Source organism: Pseudomonas sp. NFACC14 (assembly GCF_900106885.1).
GTDB lineage: Bacteria > Pseudomonadota > Gammaproteobacteria > Pseudomonadales > Pseudomonadaceae > Aquipseudomonas > Aquipseudomonas fluorescens_AA.
The window spans coordinates 711,941-733,159 of record NZ_FNOA01000001.1 but is presented as its reverse complement, the minus strand read 5'-3'; the positions used below and the strand labels follow the sequence as shown (position 1 = coordinate 733,159).

The following is a 21,219-nucleotide window of genomic DNA, read 5'->3' as shown; positions in this document are numbered from 1 at the left end:
CTATGGGCTTGCACGGACCGGATACATAACCCTGTGGCGCTCGCCACAGGGTGTCGGTCGTCAGGGTTTGCGCAGGTCCTTGGCCAGCTTGACCAACGGCAGCAATGTCGTTGCCAGACGGATCAGGCCTGTCAAGCCACCGCCACCGCCATGGCGGGTCCGCTTGCCGGTAAGGAAGCCGAGCAGGGACACTGCCGCCACGCCCCACAGTGGCGCATGCTTGATGCCGAAACCTTCGTGCCAGCTTTGCGTCAAGCCGCGCACCCGATGCAAGGGTTGCAGCAATTGGCGTGTCTCCTGACGGATTTCCTGGCGATGCATTTCCATGCGCAGGCGCACCAGTGCCTTGCGCATTTCCTGTCGTGTCCGGGCTTGAGGAATATCAGGCAGGCTCATGGCAGCAGGCGCTCCCGGTCATTGGCCAGTTCTTCGAGAGTGGCGTTGAAAGGAGAGGACTCGTCGTAGATCGCTGCCTTGAGCCGCAGACCGCAGAACAGGGCCGCCAGCAGGTAGAACAGGCACAGGCCGATAATGCCCGACAGACGATAGGTGTCCCATACCAGGATCAGCACCAGCGCCGAAAGCCCGACCAACAGCAGCAGGCCGAACACCAGCGCAAGGCCGGCGAACAGCAGGAGGCTCACGGTGCGTGCCTTCTGTTCCTGCAACTCCATGCCGAACAATTCGACGTGGCTGTGCAGCAAGCCAAGAAACGCGGCGCCCAGGCGGCGCGCTGTGGGTTGTGTGCCCGCTTCGGACGAGCCGGATTCGTCGATACCCATGATCAGCGCCGTGTCGCCAACAGACCGATCAGAAAACCGACGCCCGCGGCAATGCCCACCGATTGCCAAGGGTTGGCCTGTACGTATTCCTCGGTGGCGACTACGGCAGCCTGGCCGCGTTCGCGCATGGAGTCTTCGGTCAGCTTGAGCGTTTCGCGGGCGCGCAGGAGGGTTTCGTGGATCTGGCCGCGCAGCGCATCGGCCTGATCGCCTGCCAGCGTCGCGGTGTGATCGAGCAAACGCTCCGTGTCGCTGACCAGCGTCTGAAAATCTTCCATCAGGATTTCTTGAGCAGTCTTTGCCTGGGTTCTGGCCATGGGTGAATCTCCGTAAGTGACGTCTGAAGCGTTCGAGTATGAGCCTTGCCGGAAGGTTCAGTGCAAGTGGCTGGTACAACTTTTGCTCAGGCTTCTGCCATGTACTGGTGCGTCAGCCTGTGCCAGTGCGCTGAAGCTGGGCGAAAGCCCGTAAAACCTTAACCAAATAAATCAAAACCCGCGAAGCACCTCGAAGCGGGACTTCGTTCTTGCCCGATCTATGCACCAAAGCAGTTCATTGGCCTGCTCGCGGCCAATGAGTCGTTTCAACTTGGTGCGCTCATGGGGCGGGCGAACCGGTTTGGTGCTTTTTTCAACTTTTTCAGGTCTGCCAACACCATGGAAAATATGCAAAGTGCCGTGGACAGTCTCGTCCACAGCTCCAACACCCTGTTCATCTTGATCGGCGCGGTCATGGTCCTGGCCATGCATGCCGGCTTCGCGTTCCTTGAAGTGGGGACGGTCCGTCAGAAGAACCAGGTCAATGCGCTGTCGAAAATCCTCAGCGATTTCGCGGTCTCGACCCTGGCCTACTTCTTTGTCGGATATTGGATTTCCTACGGTGTGACCTTCCTGCAGCCAGCGTCGGTACTCAGCGCCGATCATGGCTACAGCCTGGTGAAGTTTTTCTTCCTGTTGACCTTTGCCGCCGCGATCCCGGCCATCATTTCCGGCGGTATCGCCGAGCGTGCGCGGTTCGCGCCGCAGTTGTGCGCCACGGTGTTGATCGTGGCGTTTGTCTACCCGTTTTTCGAAGGCTTGGTCTGGAACGGCAATTTTGGCTTGCAGGCTTGGTTGCAAGCTCGGTTCGGTGCTGGTTTCCATGACTTCGCCGGCTCCGTGGTGGTGCATGCCATGGGCGGCTGGCTGGCGTTGGCCGCGGTGCTTTTGCTCGGCCCGCGTAATGGCCGCTACCGGGACGGTCGCCTGGTGGCGTTCGCGCCTTCGAGCATTCCATTCCTGGCCTTGGGCTCGTGGATCCTGATTGTCGGCTGGTTCGGCTTCAACGTGATGAGTGCCCAGACCCTGCCTGGGGTGAGCGGGCTGGTGGCGGTCAATTCGTTGATGGCCATGGTGGGCGGTACCGTGGCGGCATTGATTGTCGGGCGCAATGACCCAGGCTTCCTGCACAACGGCCCGCTGGCCGGGTTGGTGGCGGTCTGTGCCGGTTCCGACCTGATGCACCCGGTGGGCGCGCTGGCCACCGGTGCCATTGCCGGTGCCTTGTTCGTCTGGTGCTTCACGGCGGCCCAAGGCAAGTGGAAAATCGACGATGTGCTCGGCGTCTGGCCGCTGCACGGGTTGTGCGGGGTCTGGGGTGGAATTGCCTGCGGCGTCTTTGGCCAGGGTGCCTTGGGCGGCCTGGGTGGGGTCAGCCTGATCAGCCAGTTGATCGGCACGGCGCTGGGCGTTGTCGTCGCCTTGGCCGGTGGGTTCGCGGTCTATGGCGTGATCAGGGCCGTGCTGGGGCTGCGCCTGACCCAGGAAGAAGAGTATTACGGCGCCGACCTGTCGATCCACAAGATCGGCGCGGTCAGCCAGGACTGATCGTTGCACAGTATTTGTGATACAGGACACTAGGGCTCCTTGTCCTGGTTGCCAGGGTAAAAACCGTGGAGCAGGCGATAGCGATCATGACGGACCTGATCCACATGATGCCGGACCTGTTGTTCGGGCAGGCCGAGCATGATCAGGGCGTGGGACGCCAGCATCAGGCTCGACTCCAACAGTTCCGGGACCACTTCGCTGGCCCCGGCTGCCTGCAACTCGGCCAATTGGCTGTCGTCTCGGGTGCGCACCAGGATCGGCACCTGTTGGTTGACCCTCCGGGCCGCCTTGAGCACGGTGATGGCGATGTCGGTCTTGTCCACCGCGATCACCAATAGCCTGGCGCGGCTCAAGCCAACGGCCGCGAGCAGGTCACCCCGTCGCGAATCGCCGTAATGCACGCAGTTTTCCCCGACGGTGGCTTCCCGGATGATCACCGGGTCGTCATCCAGGGCAACGAACGCCTGGCCTTCGCGGCGCAGGAAGCGCCCGATGGACTGGCCGACGCGCCCGTAGCCGCAAATCACCACGTGATCCGACAGGCCGGCATTGAGTGCGCTGATCTGGTCCAGTTGCGCCTCTTCGTTGGGTTTGCGATGCAGGCGCGCGGCGATGCGTGGCGCCGCACGCAGCAACAGTGGGGTCAGCAGCATCGAGCAGAATGTCGCGGCCAGCAGCAGGCCGCTGATGTCGGCGGGCATGAGACTGTTCTGTTGCATCTGTGCCATCAAGGCAAAACAGAATTCGCCGCCCTGGGCCAGGGCCAGGCCACTGCGCCAGGCGGTTTCCCCGTCACTGCCGCGCCATTTCACCAGGGCGGCGACCACGCAGCCCTTGAGGAGCATCAAGGCGAGGGTCAATCCCAGGATCAAAAGGCCATCGTCGCGGAACAGTTGCAGATCGATCAGCATGCCGATGCTGACGAAAAACAGCCCCAGCAGGATGTCGCGGAACGGGCGTATGTCGGCTTCGATCTGATGCCGGTAGTGGCTTTCCCCCAGCAACATGCCCGCCAGGAAAGCCCCCAGGGCCGGCGACAAGCCGAGCAAGTGGGTCAGCCACGCCGTCAGCAGCACGATCACCAGGGCCAGCAGCACGAACAGTTCCGCGGACCGGGACGCCGCCACCTCATGGAACAGCCGGGGCAACAGCAGCCGGCTGGCCAGCAGCAGGCCGCCGAACAACACCAGGGTCTTGCCCAGGGTCAGCGGCAGCGCCCAGTACCACGGATGCTCGCTGCTGCCGGCGAAGACCGGCACCAGGGTCAACAGCAGCACCGCGACGACGTCCTGGAACAACAACACGCCAATGGCGTTCTGGCCGTGGCTGCTGAAGATCTCGCCCAGGCTGGTCAACTCCTTGCTGACAATGGCGGTGGAGGACAAGGCCAGCCCCGCACCGAGCAGCAGCGCCGCGCTCACCGGCGCGCCGCACACGGCCAGCAATCCCGCCAGCAGCGTCCCGGAACACAACACCTGCAGGCTGCCGAGGCCGAACACGACCCGACGCAGTTCGAGCATTTTCGACAGGGAAAACTCCAGCCCCAACGAGAACAACAGGAACACCACCCCAAGCTCGGCCAGGTCTGGCAGTTCTTCGCTGTCGTTGACCCAGTCCAGCGCGGTAGGCCCGACCGCCAGCCCGACGCAGAGATAACCCAGCACGGGCGGCAGGCGCAGCCGCCTGAAGAGGGCGATGACCACCAGGGACGAGGCAAGGATGATCAGCAGGTTGGCAAACAAGGGGAACTCCGTTTCAAGGCTACAACGCACAGCGTAGAGGGGAAAACGTGATCAGCGTCGCTGGAAAAGCATTTATGTTCAGTGATTTGCATCAGCGTTTTACCGAAACACCCGGAAGCGAGCCAGCGACTCGACGGTTTTCCGAGGCGGGCCTAGAATGACCGTCTATGTTTTTTGGGTCTACCTGCCATGCTTCCTGAATGCCAGTTGTTCGGCACCCTGGGGTGTCATCTTTGCGAGGTCGCCGAAGCTGAACTGATACCTTTCGTCGAACATGGATTGTTGGTGGAGCTGGTGGACATTTCGGAACGTCAAGCCTGGGTGGACGATTATGGCCTGCGTATCCCCGTGCTGCGCAGGCTGGATACCGGTGCCGAGCTGGACTGGCCCTTCGAGGCTGAACAGATCGTGACCTTCCTCCGTTGAGCGGTTCGTCCTTCGGTTCCCAAGACAGCGGTTGGCGAAAGTAGCGAGCTTCGGTTACTGTATGTTCATACAGCTATCTGGAGTGCACCCCCTTGGTCAATGTCGAACAACTGAAAAGCAGCGTAAACAGGATGTCCGCGGACGTTGTGCGTGAGGCGGTCCTGGAGCTGCGCCTGGATGGCCTGGTGACCGAAGGCAAGACGCCCTTCAATAAACTGCATTTCAACACCTGTTTCGCCGAGATCGAAGCGTTGTTCCAGCGTGCCGGCTATCACAAACAGTTGGATGTGGTGGGTTACCAGGGTTTGTTGTACGCACTGTACGATCCAGGCCGCTGGGAGGCGGTGGACGTGCTGCGCTGGTTGAAGGAGTTCACCGAAGCGGCGGCCAAATCGACGTCGGTCACGGCGTAAAGCAATCATCGCTGGGCTGACCGGTGCGACTGTCGGATAATGCCGCCCTGCAAAAACGCCTGAGAGTTTTCAATGTCCGGTTCATCGTTTTCCGCCGCTCATCATCAGGCCAGTACGCTGTATCTGCCGCCCGGGTCTTGGCCGACGGTACTGGAGTGCCTGTGCGAGCATTTCAGCGCCATCAGTCGCGAGCAGTGGCTGGACCGGATCGCCCGGGGCCGGGTATTGGACGGGGAGGGCAAGGCCATCCATGTCGACTTGCCGTACCGCGAAGGCCTGCGCATCCACTACTTCCGTGAAGTACCCGACGAGAAGCCGATCCCGGTGGTGGAGTCGATCCTGTATGCCGACGAGCATCTGGTGGTGGCAGACAAACCGCATTTTCTGCCTGTCACTCCGGCGGGCGAATACGTCGAGCAAACCTTGTTGCGGCGGCTGATCCGGCGGCTGGACAACCCGCATCTGGTGCCCCTGCACCGCATCGACCGGCACACGGCCGGGCTGGTGTTGTTTTCTGCCAATCCGCACACCCGTTCGGCGTATCAGTCGTTATTCCCGACGCGGCAGATCGAGAAGCGCTACCAGGCCATCGCCCGTGCGTTGCCTGGAGTGACCTTTCCCCGGGTGCATAGAAGTCGGATGATCGATGGTGAGCCGTTCTTTCGGATGCAGGAAGGGCCGGGCGAGCCCAATACCGAAACGACCATCGAAGTCCTGGAAAGACACGGTGACCTGTGGCGCTACGGGTTGTCTCCGGTCACGGGTAAGAAACACCAGTTGCGGGTGCATATGAATGCCCTGGGAGCGGGTATCTGCAACGATCCGTTTTACCCTGACGTGCTTCGGGACGCCGAGGATGACTACGCCAACCCGCTCAAGCTGCTGGCGCAAGGGCTGCGTTTCATCGACCCGGTCACTGGCCAGGAGCGTGTATTCCAGAGCGAGATTACATTGCAGTGGTAGCGCCCATGATTTTTGACCAGGCATAAAAAAGCCCGCAAATGTTGCGGGCTTTTCGTATCTGGCGGTAGCGCTGAAGATTACAGGTCTTTAACGGTACGAACCTGATCCTTGTTCACGCGAGTCTGCTTGCCATCCAGTTGCTCGAACTCGTAGAAGCCGCTTTCTTCATCGTAATGGGGGGTATCGACGGCCTGGATTTCGCGACCGTCATTCAAGGTGATCACTGTTGGCGAAGCGCACCCGGCAAGGGTGGCGAGGCCCAGAGCGAGCATGAACGTGGCGAGGGTCCGTTGTATCATGGTGTTTCTCCGAATGGATTCTTCAAGTTACTGACCTTCAGACGTATACATTGCGCGCAAGTTCCTGGCTAGTGTCAATCTGACACGCCTTTATGTCGGGCCAGTAACTCCGGGGTGTTCAGATTGGCCAGCCGCGGATCGTCGGCAGGGCATTGCAAGGCAACGGCGTGCAGCGCGCGCATGATTCGACCGGGGCTGCGTTCGCCTTCGCTCCAGGCTTTTTCGAAGCTCGCTGCCAGGGCCAACGGGATGACACACAGCAGCGGTTCCCAATGCTCGCCGTGCCGCACCATCAATGGCTGATCGGGGTGCTGGCTGGCCGTCCTGCGCATGTTATCGAGCAGGCTGGCGTCGACCTGCGGCACGTCGCACGGCAGCACCAGCAAATATGGGTGCCTCGCAGCCTTGAGACCTGCCCGGATGCCCGCCAATGGCCCGGGAAAGTCGCCTTCCTCGTCATGCACCAACTGATCGGCATACGCTGCATATCGTTGCGCATTACGGTTGCAGGAAATGATCAGGTCATCGCTCAGGGCGCGGGTCTGGCGATGGATATGGGCAATCAGCGGTTCGCCTTGCCACTGCACCAGGCCTTTGTCCTGGCCGCCCATGCGTTGCCCACGGCCACCCGCCAAGAGCAGAATGGAGCAGGATGGCAGCGGCGTAATCGAGGTCATGGCGTGTCTCCGCACGGGCGAAAAAATAAGGCGCTGTGATATAACACCGGGCTGTTTCCTCCACAACTGGACGAGCCTATGAAAGCCAAGGCTGATGTACCTTTCGTGCCGCTCAATATCGCGGTGCTGACAGTCAGTGACACCCGTACCCTGGAAACCGATACGTCCGGGCAGGTCTTCGTCGATCGGCTCACGGCGGCCGGCCACAACCTGGCGGCGCGGGTCCTGCTCAAAGATGATTTGTACAAGATCCGGGCGCAAGTCGCGACCTGGATTGCCGAAGACGTGGTGCAAGTGGTGCTGATCACCGGCGGCACCGGTTTCACGGGGCGTGACAGCACGCCGGAAGCCGTCACGTGTCTGCTGGACAAGCAGGTCGATGGGTTTGGCGAGTTGTTCCGCCAGATCTCAGTGGCCGACATCGGCACTTCCACTGTGCAGTCCCGCGCGCTGGCGGGCCTGGCCAATGGCACGCTGGTCTGTTGCCTGCCGGGATCGACCAACGCGGTGCGTACCGGATGGGATGGGATCCTGGCCGAACAATTGGATGTGCGGCATCGTCCGTGCAACTTCGTGGCCCATTTGAAACAGGCAGCCCCTTGTGAATCCCGTGGGTAAACCGGGCAAGGCCGGCGCCTTGATGGCTGTTGAAGTGGCGTTGGAGCGGCTGCTCGAGATGGCGGCGGCCGCGCCGATCGTTCAGCGCGAACATTTGCCTTTGGCCGCGGCGTCAGGGCGAGTGCTCGCCGAGGATCTGGTATCGACCCTTGATTTGCCGCCATGGCCCAACAGCGCCATGGATGGCTATGCCTTGCGGCTGGCGGACTGGAATGGCGAGCCGTTGGTGGTCAGCCAGCGGATTTTCGCCGGCCAGGCTCCGGAGCCGTTGGCCGCTGGTACCTGCGCGCGGATTTTCACGGGGGCGCCAGTCCCTGCCGGCGCCGATTGCGTCGAGATGCAGGAACACGCCGTGGTGGAAAGCGACCAGCGGGTGCGGTTTACCGAGCTCATGGTCAGTGGACAGAATATTCGTCCCCAGGGGCAGGAGACCACCGTTGGCGAGCAAGTCCTTTCTGCCGGGACTCGTCTGGGGCCGATCGAGCTGGGCTTGGCGGCGTCCTTGGGCTGTGCATCGCTGGAGGTGGTGCGCAAGGCCCGCGTCGCCGTCCTGTCCACGGGCGATGAACTGGTCGAGCCCGGTCAGGCGTTGGGGCCTGGCCAGATCTATAACAGCAACCGCGTGCTGCTGTGTGGCTGGCTGCAACGCATGGGCTGCGAGGTGGTTGACGCGGGTATCCTGCCCGACGATTTGTCGGCCACCCGTGAGCGCCTGGCACAGTTGTCGGATGTCGATCTGATCCTGTCCACTGGTGGGGTATCGGTGGGAGAGGCGGACTTCCTGGGTATCGCCTTGCGCGAGGAGGGCGAGCTGGCGCTGTGGAAACTCGCCATCAAACCGGGTAAGCCGTTGACGTTCGGGCATTACCGTGGCGTGCCGGTCATAGGCCTGCCTGGAAACCCCGCTTCGACCCTCGTGACGTTCGCCCTGCTGGCAAGGCCTTACCTATTGCGACGCCAAGGCGTTCAATTGGTGGCGCCACTCAAGTTCAAGGTGTCGGCCGGTTTCGCCTGGCCAAAGGCGGGCGGTCGCCGAGAGTACCTGCGAGGCCGTATGGAGAATGGTCGAGCGATCATCTACCGAAACCAGAGCTCGGGTGTCCTGCGCAGCGCGGCCTGGGCCGACGGGTTGGTCGAGGTGCTCGAGGGACAGACGCTGGTGGAGGGCGACGAAGTGGGCTTCATTCCCTTGAGCGAAGTCCTGGGCTAGCACCTGGCAGCTGTTCTCCGGCCCGAGTTGGACGCCCGGGCCTTTGCGCGTCTCACCGCTATCGCGTGAGCAGCATCACCAACTGGTCGAATCGATTGTTGGCGATCCAGCCCAGCAGACCGAGCACCACCGCCGCGGCGCCAGCCGAATAGGCCAGCCTGTGGCGGATCACCTTGACGTCGGTGCGTATTTCATCCATGTCTTTGCGGATGTATTTGAGGTGGGTTTCCAGTTCAACGACGCGCGGTTCCAAATCAATTCCTCCAACGGGATTACTGCAACTTTTGCATTCGTTTCGAGTATCGGCGCGCCCGCTTCCAAAGGACGCGAGCTGCCGGGGCGACAGCTTGTATTCACGGTTATGCATGGGACGGTCCATCCCCTTGGCCATAACTGTTCGAGCGACTGATCCGGCCCCTGCGGGCCGTGACGTATCCATCCATGGGAGAATGCTTCCTTGTCTGATGAGGGTTTAAGCGATCCAGCAAAACATGAAGCCAAGGTGTCTCAATACCGCTAGAGGGTCAATTGAGCTGATTCGCCAGATCTTGTAAGAAAACTCTTCGAATCGGGGCATGTCGATCGGGCCATCCATCCTGCTCGTCTAATAAATTGAGACGCGCCGGGCTTTTTCGCGCCAATGAGCGGTCCCATGCCTGAACCTTCCAATGACGGAGACCACGATGAGCAAAGGCAAGGCGCTGTTGATTCTGCATGGCAAGCAAGCGCTCAACGAAGAGGTGCGCTCGGCAGTGATGCTCAAGCGCGAACAGGGATGGGAGCTGGCGGTGCGGTTGACCTGGGAAGCCGGTGATGCCCAGCGATGCGTCGATGAAGCCCTGGATGCCGGTTATACGCGACTGATCGCCGGCGGCGGTGATGGAACCTTGCGTGATATCGCCGAAGCGATCGCCCAGAGGTCCAGCGATGCCAGCCTGGTATTACTGCCGCTGGGCACGGCCAATGATTTCGCCCGGGCGGCGGGTGTTCCGTTGGAACCCGCGCAGGCCATGGATCTATTGGACGTTGCGCCGCAGGCCGTTGATGTGGGTGAAGTCGGCGGGCGGATTTTCCTGAACATGGCCACCGGCGGTTTTGGCAGCCAGGTGACCGCGAACACCTCCGAAGATCTCAAGAAGGTCTTGGGCGGCGCCGCCTACCTGTTCACGGGCCTGTCTCGATTCAGTGAACTGAGTACCGCCTATGGTGAGTTGCAGGGCCCCGATTTTTACTGGCAGGGCGATTTGCTCGCGCTGGGCATCGGTAATGGCCGGCAGGCGGGGGGAGGTCATGTGCTGTGCCCGCAAGCGTTGGCTGATGATGGGTTGCTGGACATCAGCATCCTGCCGGCGCCCCAGGAAGTGGTCAGTACGTTGAAGGACTTGCTGGCGGGCGGCCTGGGCATCGACAACATGTTTGTCCGCGCGCGCTTGCCATGGGTGGAAATCAAGGTCGCGCAAGGCCTGGACATCAATCTCGATGGCGAACCGTTGCAGGTCGACACCCTGCGCTTCACTGTCCGCCCGAAGGCGTTGCGGCTGCACCTGCCGTCCGATTCGCCGCTGTTGGGCGGCGCGACGGCGCTCAGTCATCCAGGCTGATGATTTGCTCACGCACCGCGAACAGCACAAGGCCGGCCACGTCATGGATCTGCAAGCGCTTCATGACTTGCGCCCGGTGGGTTTCCACGGTCTTGACGCTCAGGTTCAGCCCATTGGCAATTTCCCGGGTGGATTTGCCGCGTACGATCAGCCGCAGGATTTCCAGCTGGCGTGCCGTCAGGTTATGGGCCTGGGCAGGGTCCGGCTGATGTTTCTGGACGCGGGTCAGCGCCTGGTTGATCACCGTGTGGGCGATGGCCGGGCTCAGGTAGCGTTCGTCATTGCGCAGCGCTTCCAGGGCGTGTTTCAGCTCGGTGGCGGTGGTGTCCTTGAGCAGGTAGCCATGGGCGCCTGATTCCAGCGCCTGCATGATCAGCGCAGGATCCGTATGCATCGACAGGATCAGTACCTTGCTGTGGGGGCGCACCCGCTTGAGCTGTTGCAAGGCATCCAGGCCGCTGGTGTCCTTCATGGAAATGTCCAGCAGCACGATGTCGGGGTTCAGCCGTTCCACCAGCTCCAACAATTGTGTGCCGTCATTGGCTTCGCCGATCACGGCATAGTCCGGGATATCCATGACCAGGGCGCGTACGCCGGCCCTGATCAGGGAGTGGTCATCGACCAGAAGTAAATTACAAATCAAAGGAGAACCTTATTCTTGCTGGCTCGCTCCAGGGCACGCGGTGCCCAGGGAAAGCGTGCTTCGATGTGCGTGCCTTTGCCGGCCTCGCTCACGACCTTGAGGGTGCCGCCCAGTTGTTCGACCCGTTCCGACATGCCGGCCATGCCCCGTTGACCTTCGCGAGCGGGGTGGCTGGCCGGGACAAATCCCTGGCCGTCGTCGCTGATCAGCAGGGTCAGGCCGTCGGGCAGGCGTTGCAGGCGTACCAGCAGATTCGTCGCCCGGGCATGGCGCAAGATATTGGTGACCGCTTCCTGGGTGATCCGGAACACCGCGACCGACATCTCCTCCGGGATACCCGTCATGCGCTGCTGGCAATCGAGGCTCCACTTCACCGGGACGTTGGCCAGGGTCTTGAGCAGGTGCGCCCGCAGGCTGGCCTCAAGCCCGAGGCTGGTCAGTTCCCTGGGGTTGAGGATCGCCGATACGTCGCGGACCTTGTTGAGGGTTTCGTCCAGGGTCTCGCACAGGAGCGCGCACTGACCTTGCAATTCTTCCGGTATCCGCCGCTTGAGCCATTCGCCTTGCAGTTTCGCCGCGGTCAGCAATTGGCCAATGTCGTCGTGCAATTCGCGGCTGAGCCGATGGCGCTCATTCTCCTGGACCTCGAGCAACCGGTCGGCCAACTCCTGGGGCTGGAACTTGATGGACTTGCGCGACAATCGATGGTGGATCCAGACACAGCTCAAGGCCGCGACATTCAGGGCCAGCAGGCCCAGCGGCACCGTATGGGCGTACAGGTAGGTCAGCAGGCAGCCGAGGGTCGAGCACATGCACAATAATAATGTGAAGCGACGGGCGTTTTCTCGGGAGGGAGGCCAGGTGATGAATGACTTGAGGCTGGCGTGCATAGCGGATGGAGCCAATGAATGTTCGCTGCGGGCAGGCCGGTCAGCTCATCTGACAGGCCGGGTCGGGTAAACGTCTCAGGTCGAAGGCAGCTTCGGTTGGCGGCTATTACGGCGCTGCCTGGAAGTGGCTGACGCGGGAGATAGTACCACTTCGCCTATCGTTGGTCGCGCTCGGCATGGTGCCGTGAAAGCACTAGGGAGCAGGCGCATTGCCATCGTATCAGGCTTGTTTCTGGGGATAGGACACCAACGCCAGCGGACGTGACGCGGCCAATGCCTGGTCGGGGCTCTGGCCAACCTGGAAAGCGAACGCCTCGATCAAGGACGTTTGTTCGCTGTTGTCCAGGCTCAACTGGCCGGTGGTGTGATCGACCAGTTCCAATTGCCAGGCCATCAGGGTGAAGCAATCCTTCAAGGCATCCAGGGCCTGGTCATGCAATTCCATGTGGTTTTGCGCGTGGCTGAGCAGGCCATGGATATGCAGGGAAAACTCCGAAACGGCTTCCAGCGCCAGGGCATTGGCCTTGTTTGCCAGTTTCAGCAAGGTACTGAGCATGCAATCGATGGCGTCCTTGTCATTGTTGATCAATTGCAGATGACTCAGGCATTCCTCCGATTTGGCCAGCAGTGTCTCGGCCTCGATCAGAAATTCGGGAAGACGTTGATTCCAGTTCCTACGATCGTTCGGCATGCTTATCTCCACAACATCATGTCAGGCGAAAGGAAACCGCGTATGGCGAACGGCTGGATCTCAAGGTCGACCGCGGACGGACGCGCGACGACACTCCCGTGCCGTTTAACGAAGGTGAATTCGTAAACGATTACACGGGTGGGATCGGCCGAAAGGCTGCAGGTCCGATGTCCTGTGGTCGCGTACAAAGGCCTGACTCCGTTCAGCAATGAGAATGGCGTCACATTAATGGCTATTGGATAACGGGAATATCAGGTTGGACCTGATTGTGCCTAGGGGAATCCCTTAGACAGGGGAACTTAGTGCGCAAACCGGAGTCGCGCAGCGGGGTAAATGCCAGATGAAATCGTGAAGCCAGTAAAACATGATGTTAATGTGATATCAATTCCCTGTGTGTATTTTATCCGGGGTCAAGATTCGGTTCGTGCGGCCGATATCGGTTTTATTGGATTCATCCGAACAAGCCCAGGAGTCATCGATGGCCGGCATTCTCGACACAGTAGATCAACGAACCCAACTGGTGGGTGAGAATCGCCTGGAAATTCTCATGTTTCGCCTGGCGGGTCGGCAGTTGTTTGCCATTAACGTGTTCAAGGTCCAGGAAGTCCTGCAACTGCCGAAGTTGACCCTGATGCCGCAACGCCACCCGTTCGTGTGCGGCGTGGTCAATCTGCGAGGCCAGACGCTGCCGGTGATCGACCTGTCCCAGGCCATCGGCATGCGTCCGCTGGTGCCGGGCGCCAACAGCACCATTATCGTGACCGAGTACAACCGTTCGGTTCAGGCGTTCCTGGTGGGCGGCGTCGACCGCATCGTCAACATGAACTGGGAAGCCATCCTGCCACCGCCGACCAGCGCCGGCCGTGAGCACTACCTGACCGCCATCAGCAAGGTGGACGATCAGTTGGTGGAAATCATCGACGTGGAAAAAGTCCTGGCCGAAATCGTGCCTTACAACGCCAAGGTCTCTCGGGACAAACTCGAAGACCCGGTGCTGGAGCGCGCCCGTGGACGCGAAGTGCTGCTGGTGGACGACTCCAACGTCGCGCTCTCGCAATTGCGCGACACCCTGGGCCAACTGGGTGTGAAAATGCACATCGCCAGCGACGGCCTGAAGGCCCTGAACATGCTCAAGGCCTGGGCCGATACCGGCGAGGTCATGACCGACAAATTGCTGATGATCTTCACCGATGCGGAAATGCCGGAAATGGACGGCTACCGCTTGACCACCGAAATCCGCAACGACCCGCGTTTGCGTGGGCTCTATGTCGTACTGCACACCTCGCTGTCCGGCAGCTTCAACGATTCGATGGTCAAGAAGGTCGGTTGCGACAACTTCCTCTCCAAATTCCAGCCGGACAAGCTGGTCGACGTGGTGCGCCAGCGGTTGATGCTCGACTGAAACCGATGGTGGTTTGCTTCAATGGCCGGCTCGTATAAGGTGGCATTTTTTTGCCACCGGGGAAGTTGACCATGTTGCGGCTGAGCGCGCTGTATCGGTATCCGTTGAAGTCCGGCAAGGGCCAGCCCCTGCAGCAGATTGGCCTGGACAAGCTGGGACTGGACGGTGATCGGCGCTGGATGCTGGTGGATGAGGGCACGGGGCGGTTCCTGACCCAGCGCGCCGTGGCGAAGATGAGCCAGCTTTCGGCCTTGTGGAACGAGGCGGGTGGCCTGACGCTCAGTGCGCCGGGCCATGGCGCCATCGATGTGCCGCTGCCACCCACCCAGCAAGAGCAACGGCGCGGCGTGATCATCTGGCGTGACACCTTGCGTGTGCCGGATGCCGGTGATGAGGCTGCGGCCTGGGTCAGCGAATTCATCGGCAACCCCACGCGGCTGGTGCATGTGCCGGTGGAACTGGCGCGTACCACTGCCGCCGGTTATGGCAAGGATGACGACAAGGTCGCCTTTGCCGACGGTTTCCCCCTGTTGCTGATTGGCCAGGCCTCATTGCAGGACCTGTCGAGCCGGGTCGGCCGCTCACTGGAGATGTTGCGCTTTCGTCCCAACCTGGTGGTGGAGGGCGGCGAGGCGTTTGCCGAGGACGGTTGGAAGCGTATTCGTATCGGCGAGGTGGAGTTCCGGCTGGTCAAGCCCTGCTCGCGTTGCATCATGACCACGGTCGATCCGCACACCGGCGAACGCGATCCTGGTCGCGAACCCTTCGCCACGTTGCAGCAATACCGTTCGACGCCGGACGGTGCGATGTTCGGCCAGAACCTGGTCAACGACAGCAACGGTCGACTTGAAGTCGGCATGCCGGTTGAAGTGCTCGAATAAAAGGAACCGTGAACAAAAATCTGTGGCGAGGAGATAAATCCCCTCGCCACAGATGAGCGGCATATCTATGCCACAGAATCAGCCGCGGTATTCACACAGGTAAGCGGTGTCGACGGCCACTTTGAGCTGGAACTTGCTGTTGGCCGGTACATTGAACTGGCTGCCGGCCGCGAAGGTTTCCCAATCGGTGCTGTCGGGCAGTTTCACGGTCAGGGCACCGGAGACGACGTGCATGATTTCCCGCTGGGCCGTGCCGAATTCATATTCGCCCGGTGCCATGACGCCGATGGTCGCGGGGCCTTCGGCAGTGCCAAAAGCGATCGACTTGACGGTGCCGTCGAAGTACTCGTTGACTTTAAACATGGCGATTCCTCGAAAAAGGGGCTGAAAAAGGCCGGCCAGTATGCACAAGGCTGTAACATTCGTCATCTGCCGCGCCGGGAGGCGAGCCCGCTCAACCCGGAAGCACCAGGGGCAACAACCGCGCGGTATTGCGGGCATCTTCCAGGGCGCGGTGCTGTTGCCCGTAAAATTGCAGGCCCGCCAGTTGCAACGCGCCATTGAGCCCCAGCGGCCGTTCCAGCCGGCGGGCCTTGGCGAAGCGTTGCTTGAGGTTCATGTGCGGCACCTGGGCGAGGACACTGTGCAACTGCTGGCGTTGCCATTCCTGAAGCAGTTGCTTGCGGTCGTAATCGCCCCAACTGACCCAGCTTTCCAGCCTCGGCTGATACGGCGCCAGCCAGCGCTCGAACGCCGGCCAGACCTCGGTCAAGGGCGCGGCGCCGTCGATATTGGCCTGGGTGATGTGGGTCAGTTCGCGACAGAAAGGCGTGAGCAGCGGTCGTCTCAGGGGCCGCACGAAGCGCTGGAAATGATCCACTTCGCGGCCGTCACGACTCACCAGCGTGGCGCCGATCTCGATAATTTCCATTTCGGTTACCGGCCAGCCACCTTCATCGGTAGTGGCCTCCAGATCAATCACCAGCCAGTGAGGCATCGCAGTGTTCCCGGTATCGGCGTGCTGATGGGTTTGAGCGTAGTCAAACCCCAGGCATCCGACTAGTGGGCTGTTTCAACGCATAACAAAACCTGGCGTTTTCTCACCTGATCACCCTGTGTGACCTGCAATTGCCTGACCACCCCGTCGACGCCTGCCTTGAGTGGGTGCTCCATTTTCATCGCTTCGAGCACCATCAGCAGTTGGCCTTGGCGCACCGGGCAGCCTTCGCTGACCAGTACCTCGACAATGGCACCGTCCATGGGCGCCAGGAGCGTACTGGCACTGGCACTGGCCTTGCTGGCGACGGGGGCCAGGGTCCGGTCTTGCAGGTGCAGGCCGCCGGGGCGGGTGGACAGCCAGAGATCATGGCCTTCGAGACGCCAGGCATGGCGCTGGCCAATCCCGTCGATGACCAGCGTTGCGCCCTGCGCATCAATGTCGAGCAGCCTCAGTTCGATCAAGCGCCCGGCACTGCGGATGTGCAGTGTCCCGTCGGTTTCGGTTTCAAGGCTCAGCACCCAGTCGCGCTCCCCGACGCCGATCCGATAATGCAGCGCCGTGCCGATGCTGTTGCGCCATCCGCCCAGGCCGGGTGCATGCCGTGCCTGCGATGCCTGATAAAACGCCGCCGTGGCGATGGCCAGTTGTTCGGCCGAGGGCTCAAGGGGCAGAAGCGCCGCATGATTGGCGAAATGCTGGCCGATGAAGCCGGTGTGGAAGTCGCCGTCGATGAACCGCGGATGCGCCAGCAAGCCGGCGAGCAAGCGCTGGTTGCTCTGGACCCCAAGCAGTACGCAATCCTCCACCGCTCGCAACAGTTTGCGGCGTGCTTCGTCGCGGGTGGCGCCGTGGACGATGAGTTTGCCCAGCATCGAGTCGTAGAACGGCGTGATGGCCTGGCCCTGCAGCAGACCATGGTCGATTCGAACACCGTCGCGGATAGGGGGCTCCCAGCCAATCAAGCGCCCGGTCTGGGGCAGGAAATCCGCCGCTGGGTCCTCGGCGTACAACCGCACTTGCAGGGCATGGCCGCTGAGCGTCACCTGCTCCTGGCGCAGGGGCAGCGGCCTGCCGGCGGCGACGTCCAATTGCCAGGCCACCAGGTCCAGGCCGGTGATCGACTCGGTGACCGGGTGTTCGACCTGCAGGCGCGTGTTCATCTCCAGGAAGTAAAACCGACCGTCGGCCGCGAGCAGGAATTCCACGGTCCCGGCACCGACGTAATTCACTGCGCGCCCCGCTTCGAGTGCCGCCTCGCCCATGGCCCGGCGCAGGTCGGCGGTCATGACCGGGCAGGGCGCTTCCTCGATGATTTTCTGGTGACGCCGCTGGATCGAGCAGTCCCGTTCGCCCAGGTGGATCAACTGGCCGTGGTGGTCGCCGAAGATCTGCACTTCCACATGCCGCGGATCGATCAAGGCTTGTTCGAGGATCAACTCGTCGCTGCCGAAGCCGTGCAGGGCTTCCGAGCGTGCGCTGCGCAACTGCTCCAGCAGCTCCTCGGCGCGCTGGACCAGGCGCATGCCGCGGCCGCCGCCACCGGCACTGGCCTTGATCATCAGCGGGTAGCCGATGCGCCTGGCTTCGCGCCGCAGCGTGTCGTCGTCCTGGGCAGTGCCCTGGTAACCGGCGATGCAGGGAACACCGGCTTGGAGCATGGCGATTTTTGCGCGGCGCTTGCTGCCCATCAACTCGATGGCCTCGGGGCTGGGGCCGATGAAAACCAGGCCGGCCTGCGCGCAGGCGCGGGCGAACCCTGCATTTTCCGAAAGGAAGCCGTAGCCGGGGTGGATCGCATCAGCGCCGCTGCGCCGGGCCGCCTCGAGAATGGCCAAGGGGTCGAGATAGGACTGCTGCACCGGGGCCGGGCCGATCAGTACGGCTTCATCGGCCATGCGCACATGCAGCGCATCGGCGTCGGCCTCGCTGAACACCGCCACCGTGCGATAACCCAGGGCCTGGGCGGTGCGCTGGATGCGACAGGCGATTTCGCCGCGGTTGGCGATGAGGATTTTGCTGAAGGCGGGCATGGGGGTATTCCTGGTTTTTTTGTGGTGTCCGTTCGGGCCTCATCGCGAGCGAGCTCGCTCCCACAGTGAACGGTGAAAATGTGGGAGCGAGCTTGCTCGCGATAGCGGCCTGTCAGGCAAACCGCTCATTTGTTCTTCCCCGGCAAAATGCCCATGAGCTTGCAGATGATGCCCAGCATGATTTCGTCCGCGCCGGCGCCGATGGACACCAGCCGTACGTCGCGATAGGCGCGGGCGACCGGGTTGTCCCACATGAAGCCCATGCCGCCCCAGTATTGCAGGCAACTGTCGGTGGTTTCCCGGGCCAGGCGTCCGGCCTTGAGCTTGGCAATCGAAGCCAGTCGCGTGACATCCTGGCCGTGGATGTACTGTTCGGTGGCCTGGTAGACCAGCGCCCGCAGGCATTCGATTTCGCTGGCCAGTTCCGCCAGGCGGAAGTGAATCACTTGGTTGTCGATCAGGGCCGCGCCGAAGGTCTTGCGCTCCTTGCAGTACTCGATGGTGCTGTCGATGCAATGTTCCAGGCCCTTAAGCATGTTGGCCGCGCCGAACAGGCGTTCTTCCTGGAATTGCAGCATCTGCATCATGAACCCCGCGCCTTCCTGGCCGATGCGATTGCGTTGTGGCACCCGCACGTCGTCGAAAAACACCTGGGCGGTTTCCGAGCTGCGCATGCCGAGTTTGTCCAGGTGCTGGCCGAGGCTGATGCCGGCGCTGCGCATCGGCACCATGATCAGCGATTTGTTGACGTGGGGCTTGTCGTCCGAGGTATTCGCCAACAGGCAGATGAAGTCAGCGCTCGGCGCATTGGTGATCCACATCTTGCTGCCGTTGATGACGTAGTCGTCGCCGTCCTTGCGCGCCGTGGTCTTGAGGCCCGCGACGTCGGAGCCGGCACCGACTTCCGAGACGCCAATGCAGCCCACCTGTTCGCCGCGAATGGCCGGGCGCAGGAACGCTTCACGCAACTCATCGGAGCCGAAACGGGCCAGGGCCGGGGTGCACATATCGGTCTGCACGCCGATGGACATCGGCACGCCGCCGCAATGAATCGTGCCGAATTCCTCGGCCGCGACGATCGAATAGCTGTAGTCCAGGCCCATGCCGCCGAAGGCCTGCGGCTTGGAAATACCCAGCAGGCCCAGCTCGCCGGCCTTGCGGAAAATCTCGTGGATGGGGAAGCGCCCGGCCCGCTCCCATTCGTCGACGTAAGGATTGATGTCGTGGTCGACAAACTGGCGGACGGTGCGCCGCAGTGCTTCGTGTTCCTGGGTGAAGATCATTTTTATTGTTCTCCTGTGAGCCGTGGAGCGTCCTCAGAAACGGGCCACGCCGAAGCTGTTGGCTTGCAAGGGGCGCTGCTCGGCTTCGTGACAGATGTCCAGCAAATAGCCCAGCAGTGTGCGGGTGTCACGCGGGTCGATAAGCCCGTCGTCCCACAGGCTGGCGCTGCCGTAGAGGGCGGTGGATTGGCTGTCGAGTTTCTGCGCGGTGGTTTGCTCAAGCAGATCCAGCATCTTCGGGTCGGGGTTCAGGCCGTTCTTGAGTTGCGTGGCCTCGGTGACCATTCGCAGGACCTTGCCGGCCTGGGCGCCGCCCATCACGGCGGTGTGGCTGTTGGGCCAGGCGAAGATGAAGCGCGGGTCAAGCCCGCGGCCGCACATGGCGTAGTTGCCGGCACCATAGGAGCCGCCCACCACGACGGTCAGCTTGGGCACCCGGGCATTGGCCACGGCCTGGATCATCTTGGCGCCATGCTTGATCACCCCTTGTCGCTCCGACTCGGTGCCGACCATGAATCCGGTGGTGTTGTGCAAGAACAGCAGCGGCGTGCGGCTCTGATCGCACAACTGGATGAATTGCGCGGCCTTGGCCGCACCCTGTGGCGTGATGGGGCCGTTGTTGCCGATCAGGCCGCAGGCATGGCCGCGAATGTGCAGGTGGCCGCAAATCGTCTGGGTGTCGAATTCGCTTTTGAAGGCCAGGAAATGTGAGCCGTCGGCGATGCGGGCGATGATTTCCACCACGTCATAGGGTTTCTTCGGGTCGTCGGGCACCAGTCCCAATAATTCCTCGGCGGGGTAGAGCGGCTCCGTCCAGGTCCGTTCGGGCTGGGGCGGCAATTGTGCGTTCCAGGGCAGCGAGGCGAGGATTTCCCGGGCCAGGCGAATGCCATCGGTGTCGTTCTCCGCCAGGTATTCGGCGGTGCCGGCCACCTGCACGTGCATCAGTGCACCGCCCAGTTCCTCCTCGCTGGCCACTTCGCCGGTCGCGGCCTTGAGCAACGGCGGCCCGGCCAGGAACAGTCGCGCCTTGTCGCGCACCACCACCACGTAATCCGACAGACCCGGCTGATAAGCGCCACCGGCCGTGGCCGAGCCATGCACTACGGTAATCTGCGGCAGGCCCATGGCCGACATGCGTGCCTGATTGGCGAAGCAGCGCGCGCCTTCGACGAAAATCTGCGCCGCGTAATTGAGATTGGCGCCGCCACTTTCGGCGAGGGTAATGACCGGCAGTTTGTTTTCCATGGCGATCTGTTGCAGGCGCAGGGTCTTGTGCAAACCGCTGGGGGAGATCGTGCCGCCCTTGATCGCGCTGTTGTTGGCCACCACCAGCGCCCGCACCCCGGACACGTAGCCGATCCCGGCGATCAGGCCGCCGCCGGCCTGGCTGCCGTCCTTGTCGTCATGGAGTTTGTAGCCGGCCAGGCTCGCCAGCTCGAGGAACGGTGCGCCGGGGTCAAGCAGCAGGTTCAGGCGCTGGCGTGGCAACAGTTGGCCGCGCTGGTCGAACTTGTCCTGGGCCTGGGCGGCTTTCGCCAGCACGGCCCGTTCGAGTTGGCGCAGTTGCTCGACACCGGCCAGCATCGCCGCGTGGTTGCGTGCGAAGTCAGCGCTGTGGGGATCCAGGTGCGATTCGATGACCGGCATGCAGACTCCTCGTGTTGGAGCGGATTGGCGAAAAACCTTGGGGCAAGGTTGTGTAGGAGCTGCCGAAGGCTGCGATCTTTTGATCTTGATCTTGATCTTGATCTTGATCTTGATCTTGATCTTGATCTTGATCTTGATCTTGATCTTTCGCTT

General features: G+C 61.8%; 24 protein-coding genes and 1 pseudogene. 9 read left to right on the top strand and 16 right to left on the bottom strand.

Going from position 1 to position 21,219, the window contains the following annotated elements:
- Positions 1-60: 60 nt before the first annotated feature.
- From BLU85_RS03445 to BLU85_RS03435, 3 genes are read right to left on the bottom strand one after another with little or no spacing between them, the layout of a single operon-like run.
- Entirely contained in the window at positions 61-396 is a 336-nt protein-coding gene (locus BLU85_RS03445) for a hypothetical protein (protein ID WP_060738528.1), read from the bottom strand.
- The gene (locus tag BLU85_RS03440) at positions 393-782 is read right to left on the bottom strand and encodes a phage holin family protein (protein WP_060738527.1); all 390 of its coding nucleotides are present in this window, start codon (positions 780-782) and stop codon (positions 393-395) included. Before BLU85_RS03440 ends, BLU85_RS03445 begins: the two co-directional genes overlap by 4 nt.
- 2 nt (positions 783-784) lie before the next feature.
- Positions 785-1,099 (bottom strand): ElaB/YgaM/YqjD family protein, encoded by a 315-nt coding sequence (locus BLU85_RS03435; RefSeq protein WP_060738526.1) that lies wholly within the window; start codon positions 1,097-1,099, stop codon positions 785-787.
- Positions 1,100-1,438: 339 nt separating this feature from the next.
- Between BLU85_RS03435 and BLU85_RS03430 the strand changes: the two genes are divergently transcribed.
- Positions 1,439-2,647 (top strand): ammonium transporter, encoded by a 1,209-nt coding sequence (locus tag BLU85_RS03430; RefSeq protein WP_092197795.1) that lies wholly within the window; start codon positions 1,439-1,441, stop codon positions 2,645-2,647.
- 29 nt (positions 2,648-2,676) lie between these two features.
- Here the strand turns inward: BLU85_RS03430 and BLU85_RS03425 are convergent, their stop codons facing one another.
- Positions 2,677-4,389, bottom strand: coding sequence for a cation:proton antiporter (locus tag BLU85_RS03425; protein ID WP_092197596.1), 1,713 nt, complete (start codon positions 4,387-4,389; stop codon positions 2,677-2,679).
- Between the two features lie 189 nt (positions 4,390-4,578).
- Here BLU85_RS03425 and BLU85_RS03420 point away from each other — a divergent pair, with 189 nt between their 5' ends.
- From BLU85_RS03420 to BLU85_RS03410, 3 genes are all read left to right on the top strand, one after another.
- Positions 4,579-4,815, top strand: a complete 237-nt coding sequence (locus BLU85_RS03420) for a glutaredoxin family protein (RefSeq protein WP_060738523.1) — start codon at positions 4,579-4,581, stop codon at positions 4,813-4,815.
- Positions 4,816-4,907: 92 nt separating this feature from the next.
- Entirely contained in the window at positions 4,908-5,228 is a 321-nt protein-coding gene (locus BLU85_RS03415) for a hypothetical protein (RefSeq protein WP_060738522.1), read from the top strand.
- Between the two features lie 72 nt (positions 5,229-5,300).
- Positions 5,301-6,191 carry a pseudouridine synthase gene (locus BLU85_RS03410; RefSeq protein WP_092197594.1) on the top strand — a complete coding sequence of 297 codons (891 nt, stop codon included), beginning with the start codon at positions 5,301-5,303 and terminating at the stop codon, positions 6,189-6,191.
- Positions 6,192-6,268: 77 nt separating this feature from the next.
- Here BLU85_RS03410 and BLU85_RS03405 read toward each other — a convergent pair whose 3' ends face one another.
- A complete protein-coding gene (locus BLU85_RS03405) occupies positions 6,269-6,490 on the bottom strand; it encodes a YgdI/YgdR family lipoprotein (RefSeq protein ID WP_092197592.1) in 222 nt (73 codons plus the stop codon).
- A 74-nt stretch (positions 6,491-6,564) separates the two neighbouring features.
- A complete protein-coding gene (gene mobA, locus BLU85_RS03400) occupies positions 6,565-7,167 on the bottom strand; it encodes a molybdenum cofactor guanylyltransferase MobA (RefSeq protein WP_092197590.1) in 603 nt (200 codons plus the stop codon).
- Positions 7,168-7,245: 78 nt separating this feature from the next.
- Between mobA and moaB the strand changes: the two genes are divergently transcribed.
- On the top strand, positions 7,246-7,785 hold the full coding sequence (moaB, locus tag BLU85_RS03395; RefSeq protein ID WP_053120541.1) for a molybdenum cofactor biosynthesis protein B: 540 nt from the start codon (positions 7,246-7,248) through the stop codon (positions 7,783-7,785).
- 22 nt (positions 7,786-7,807) lie between these two features.
- Positions 7,808-8,995, top strand: a complete 1,188-nt coding sequence (gene glp, locus BLU85_RS03390) for a molybdopterin molybdotransferase MoeA (RefSeq protein ID WP_170847550.1) — start codon at positions 7,808-7,810, stop codon at positions 8,993-8,995.
- Positions 8,996-9,053: 58 nt separating this feature from the next.
- Here glp and BLU85_RS31275 read toward each other — a convergent pair whose 3' ends face one another.
- Positions 9,054-9,362 (bottom strand): hypothetical protein, encoded by a 309-nt coding sequence (locus BLU85_RS31275; RefSeq protein WP_256326538.1) that lies wholly within the window; start codon positions 9,360-9,362, stop codon positions 9,054-9,056.
- 316 nt (positions 9,363-9,678) lie between these two features.
- On the opposite strand from BLU85_RS31275, the gene yegS reads away from it, so the two are divergent.
- Positions 9,679-10,596 (top strand): lipid kinase YegS, encoded by a 918-nt coding sequence (yegS, locus tag BLU85_RS03380; protein WP_092197586.1) that lies wholly within the window; start codon positions 9,679-9,681, stop codon positions 10,594-10,596.
- On the opposite strand, the gene BLU85_RS03375 is transcribed toward yegS, so the two are convergent.
- The 3 genes from BLU85_RS03375 to BLU85_RS03365 all read right to left on the bottom strand — a co-directional run bounded on the left by BLU85_RS03375 (position 10,580) and on the right by BLU85_RS03365 (position 12,820).
- Complete coding sequence (locus tag BLU85_RS03375; RefSeq protein ID WP_092197584.1) at positions 10,580-11,239, bottom strand: response regulator; 660 nt, start codon at positions 11,237-11,239, stop codon at positions 10,580-10,582. The genes yegS and BLU85_RS03375 overlap by 17 nt on opposite strands.
- A complete protein-coding gene (locus BLU85_RS03370) occupies positions 11,236-12,129 on the bottom strand; it encodes a sensor histidine kinase (RefSeq protein ID WP_092197582.1) in 894 nt (297 codons plus the stop codon). Before BLU85_RS03370 ends, BLU85_RS03375 begins: the two co-directional genes overlap by 4 nt.
- A gap of 220 nt (positions 12,130-12,349) precedes the next feature.
- Complete coding sequence (locus tag BLU85_RS03365) at positions 12,350-12,820, bottom strand: hypothetical protein (protein ID WP_072407983.1); 471 nt, start codon at positions 12,818-12,820, stop codon at positions 12,350-12,352.
- A gap of 478 nt (positions 12,821-13,298) precedes the next feature.
- Here BLU85_RS03365 and BLU85_RS03355 point away from each other — a divergent pair, with 478 nt between their 5' ends.
- Together BLU85_RS03355 and BLU85_RS03350 are read left to right on the top strand one after the other, a co-directional pair.
- A complete protein-coding gene (locus tag BLU85_RS03355; RefSeq protein WP_053120553.1) occupies positions 13,299-14,222 on the top strand; it encodes a chemotaxis protein CheV in 924 nt (307 codons plus the stop codon).
- A gap of 71 nt (positions 14,223-14,293) precedes the next feature.
- Positions 14,294-15,103, top strand: a complete 810-nt coding sequence (locus BLU85_RS03350; RefSeq protein ID WP_092197578.1) for an MOSC domain-containing protein — start codon at positions 14,294-14,296, stop codon at positions 15,101-15,103.
- 78 nt (positions 15,104-15,181) lie between these two features.
- Here the strand turns inward: BLU85_RS03350 and BLU85_RS03345 are convergent, their stop codons facing one another.
- The 6 genes and pseudogenes from BLU85_RS03345 to atuC form a co-directional block, all read right to left on the bottom strand.
- On the bottom strand, positions 15,182-15,466 hold the full coding sequence (locus BLU85_RS03345) for a pyrimidine/purine nucleoside phosphorylase (RefSeq protein ID WP_003183665.1): 285 nt from the start codon (positions 15,464-15,466) through the stop codon (positions 15,182-15,184).
- 91 nt (positions 15,467-15,557) lie between these two features.
- Positions 15,558-16,100 (bottom strand): 3'-5' exonuclease, encoded by a 543-nt coding sequence (locus tag BLU85_RS03340; protein ID WP_092197576.1) that lies wholly within the window; start codon positions 16,098-16,100, stop codon positions 15,558-15,560.
- Between the two features lie 62 nt (positions 16,101-16,162).
- Positions 16,163-16,363 (bottom strand): biotin/lipoyl-containing protein, encoded by a 201-nt coding sequence (locus BLU85_RS31625; RefSeq protein WP_371914227.1) that lies wholly within the window; start codon positions 16,361-16,363, stop codon positions 16,163-16,165.
- A 305-nt stretch (positions 16,364-16,668) separates the two neighbouring features.
- Positions 16,669-18,133: pseudogene (locus BLU85_RS03335) on the bottom strand (acetyl/propionyl/methylcrotonyl-CoA carboxylase subunit alpha); the annotation flags it as partial.
- Positions 18,134-18,258: 125 nt separating this feature from the next.
- The gene (gene atuD, locus BLU85_RS03330; RefSeq protein WP_092197572.1) at positions 18,259-19,416 is read right to left on the bottom strand and encodes a citronellyl-CoA dehydrogenase; all 1,158 of its coding nucleotides are present in this window, start codon (positions 19,414-19,416) and stop codon (positions 18,259-18,261) included.
- A gap of 33 nt (positions 19,417-19,449) precedes the next feature.
- On the bottom strand, positions 19,450-21,066 hold the full coding sequence (atuC, locus tag BLU85_RS03325; RefSeq protein ID WP_092197570.1) for a geranyl-CoA carboxylase subunit beta: 1,617 nt from the start codon (positions 21,064-21,066) through the stop codon (positions 19,450-19,452).
- Positions 21,067-21,219 lie beyond the last annotated feature (153 nt).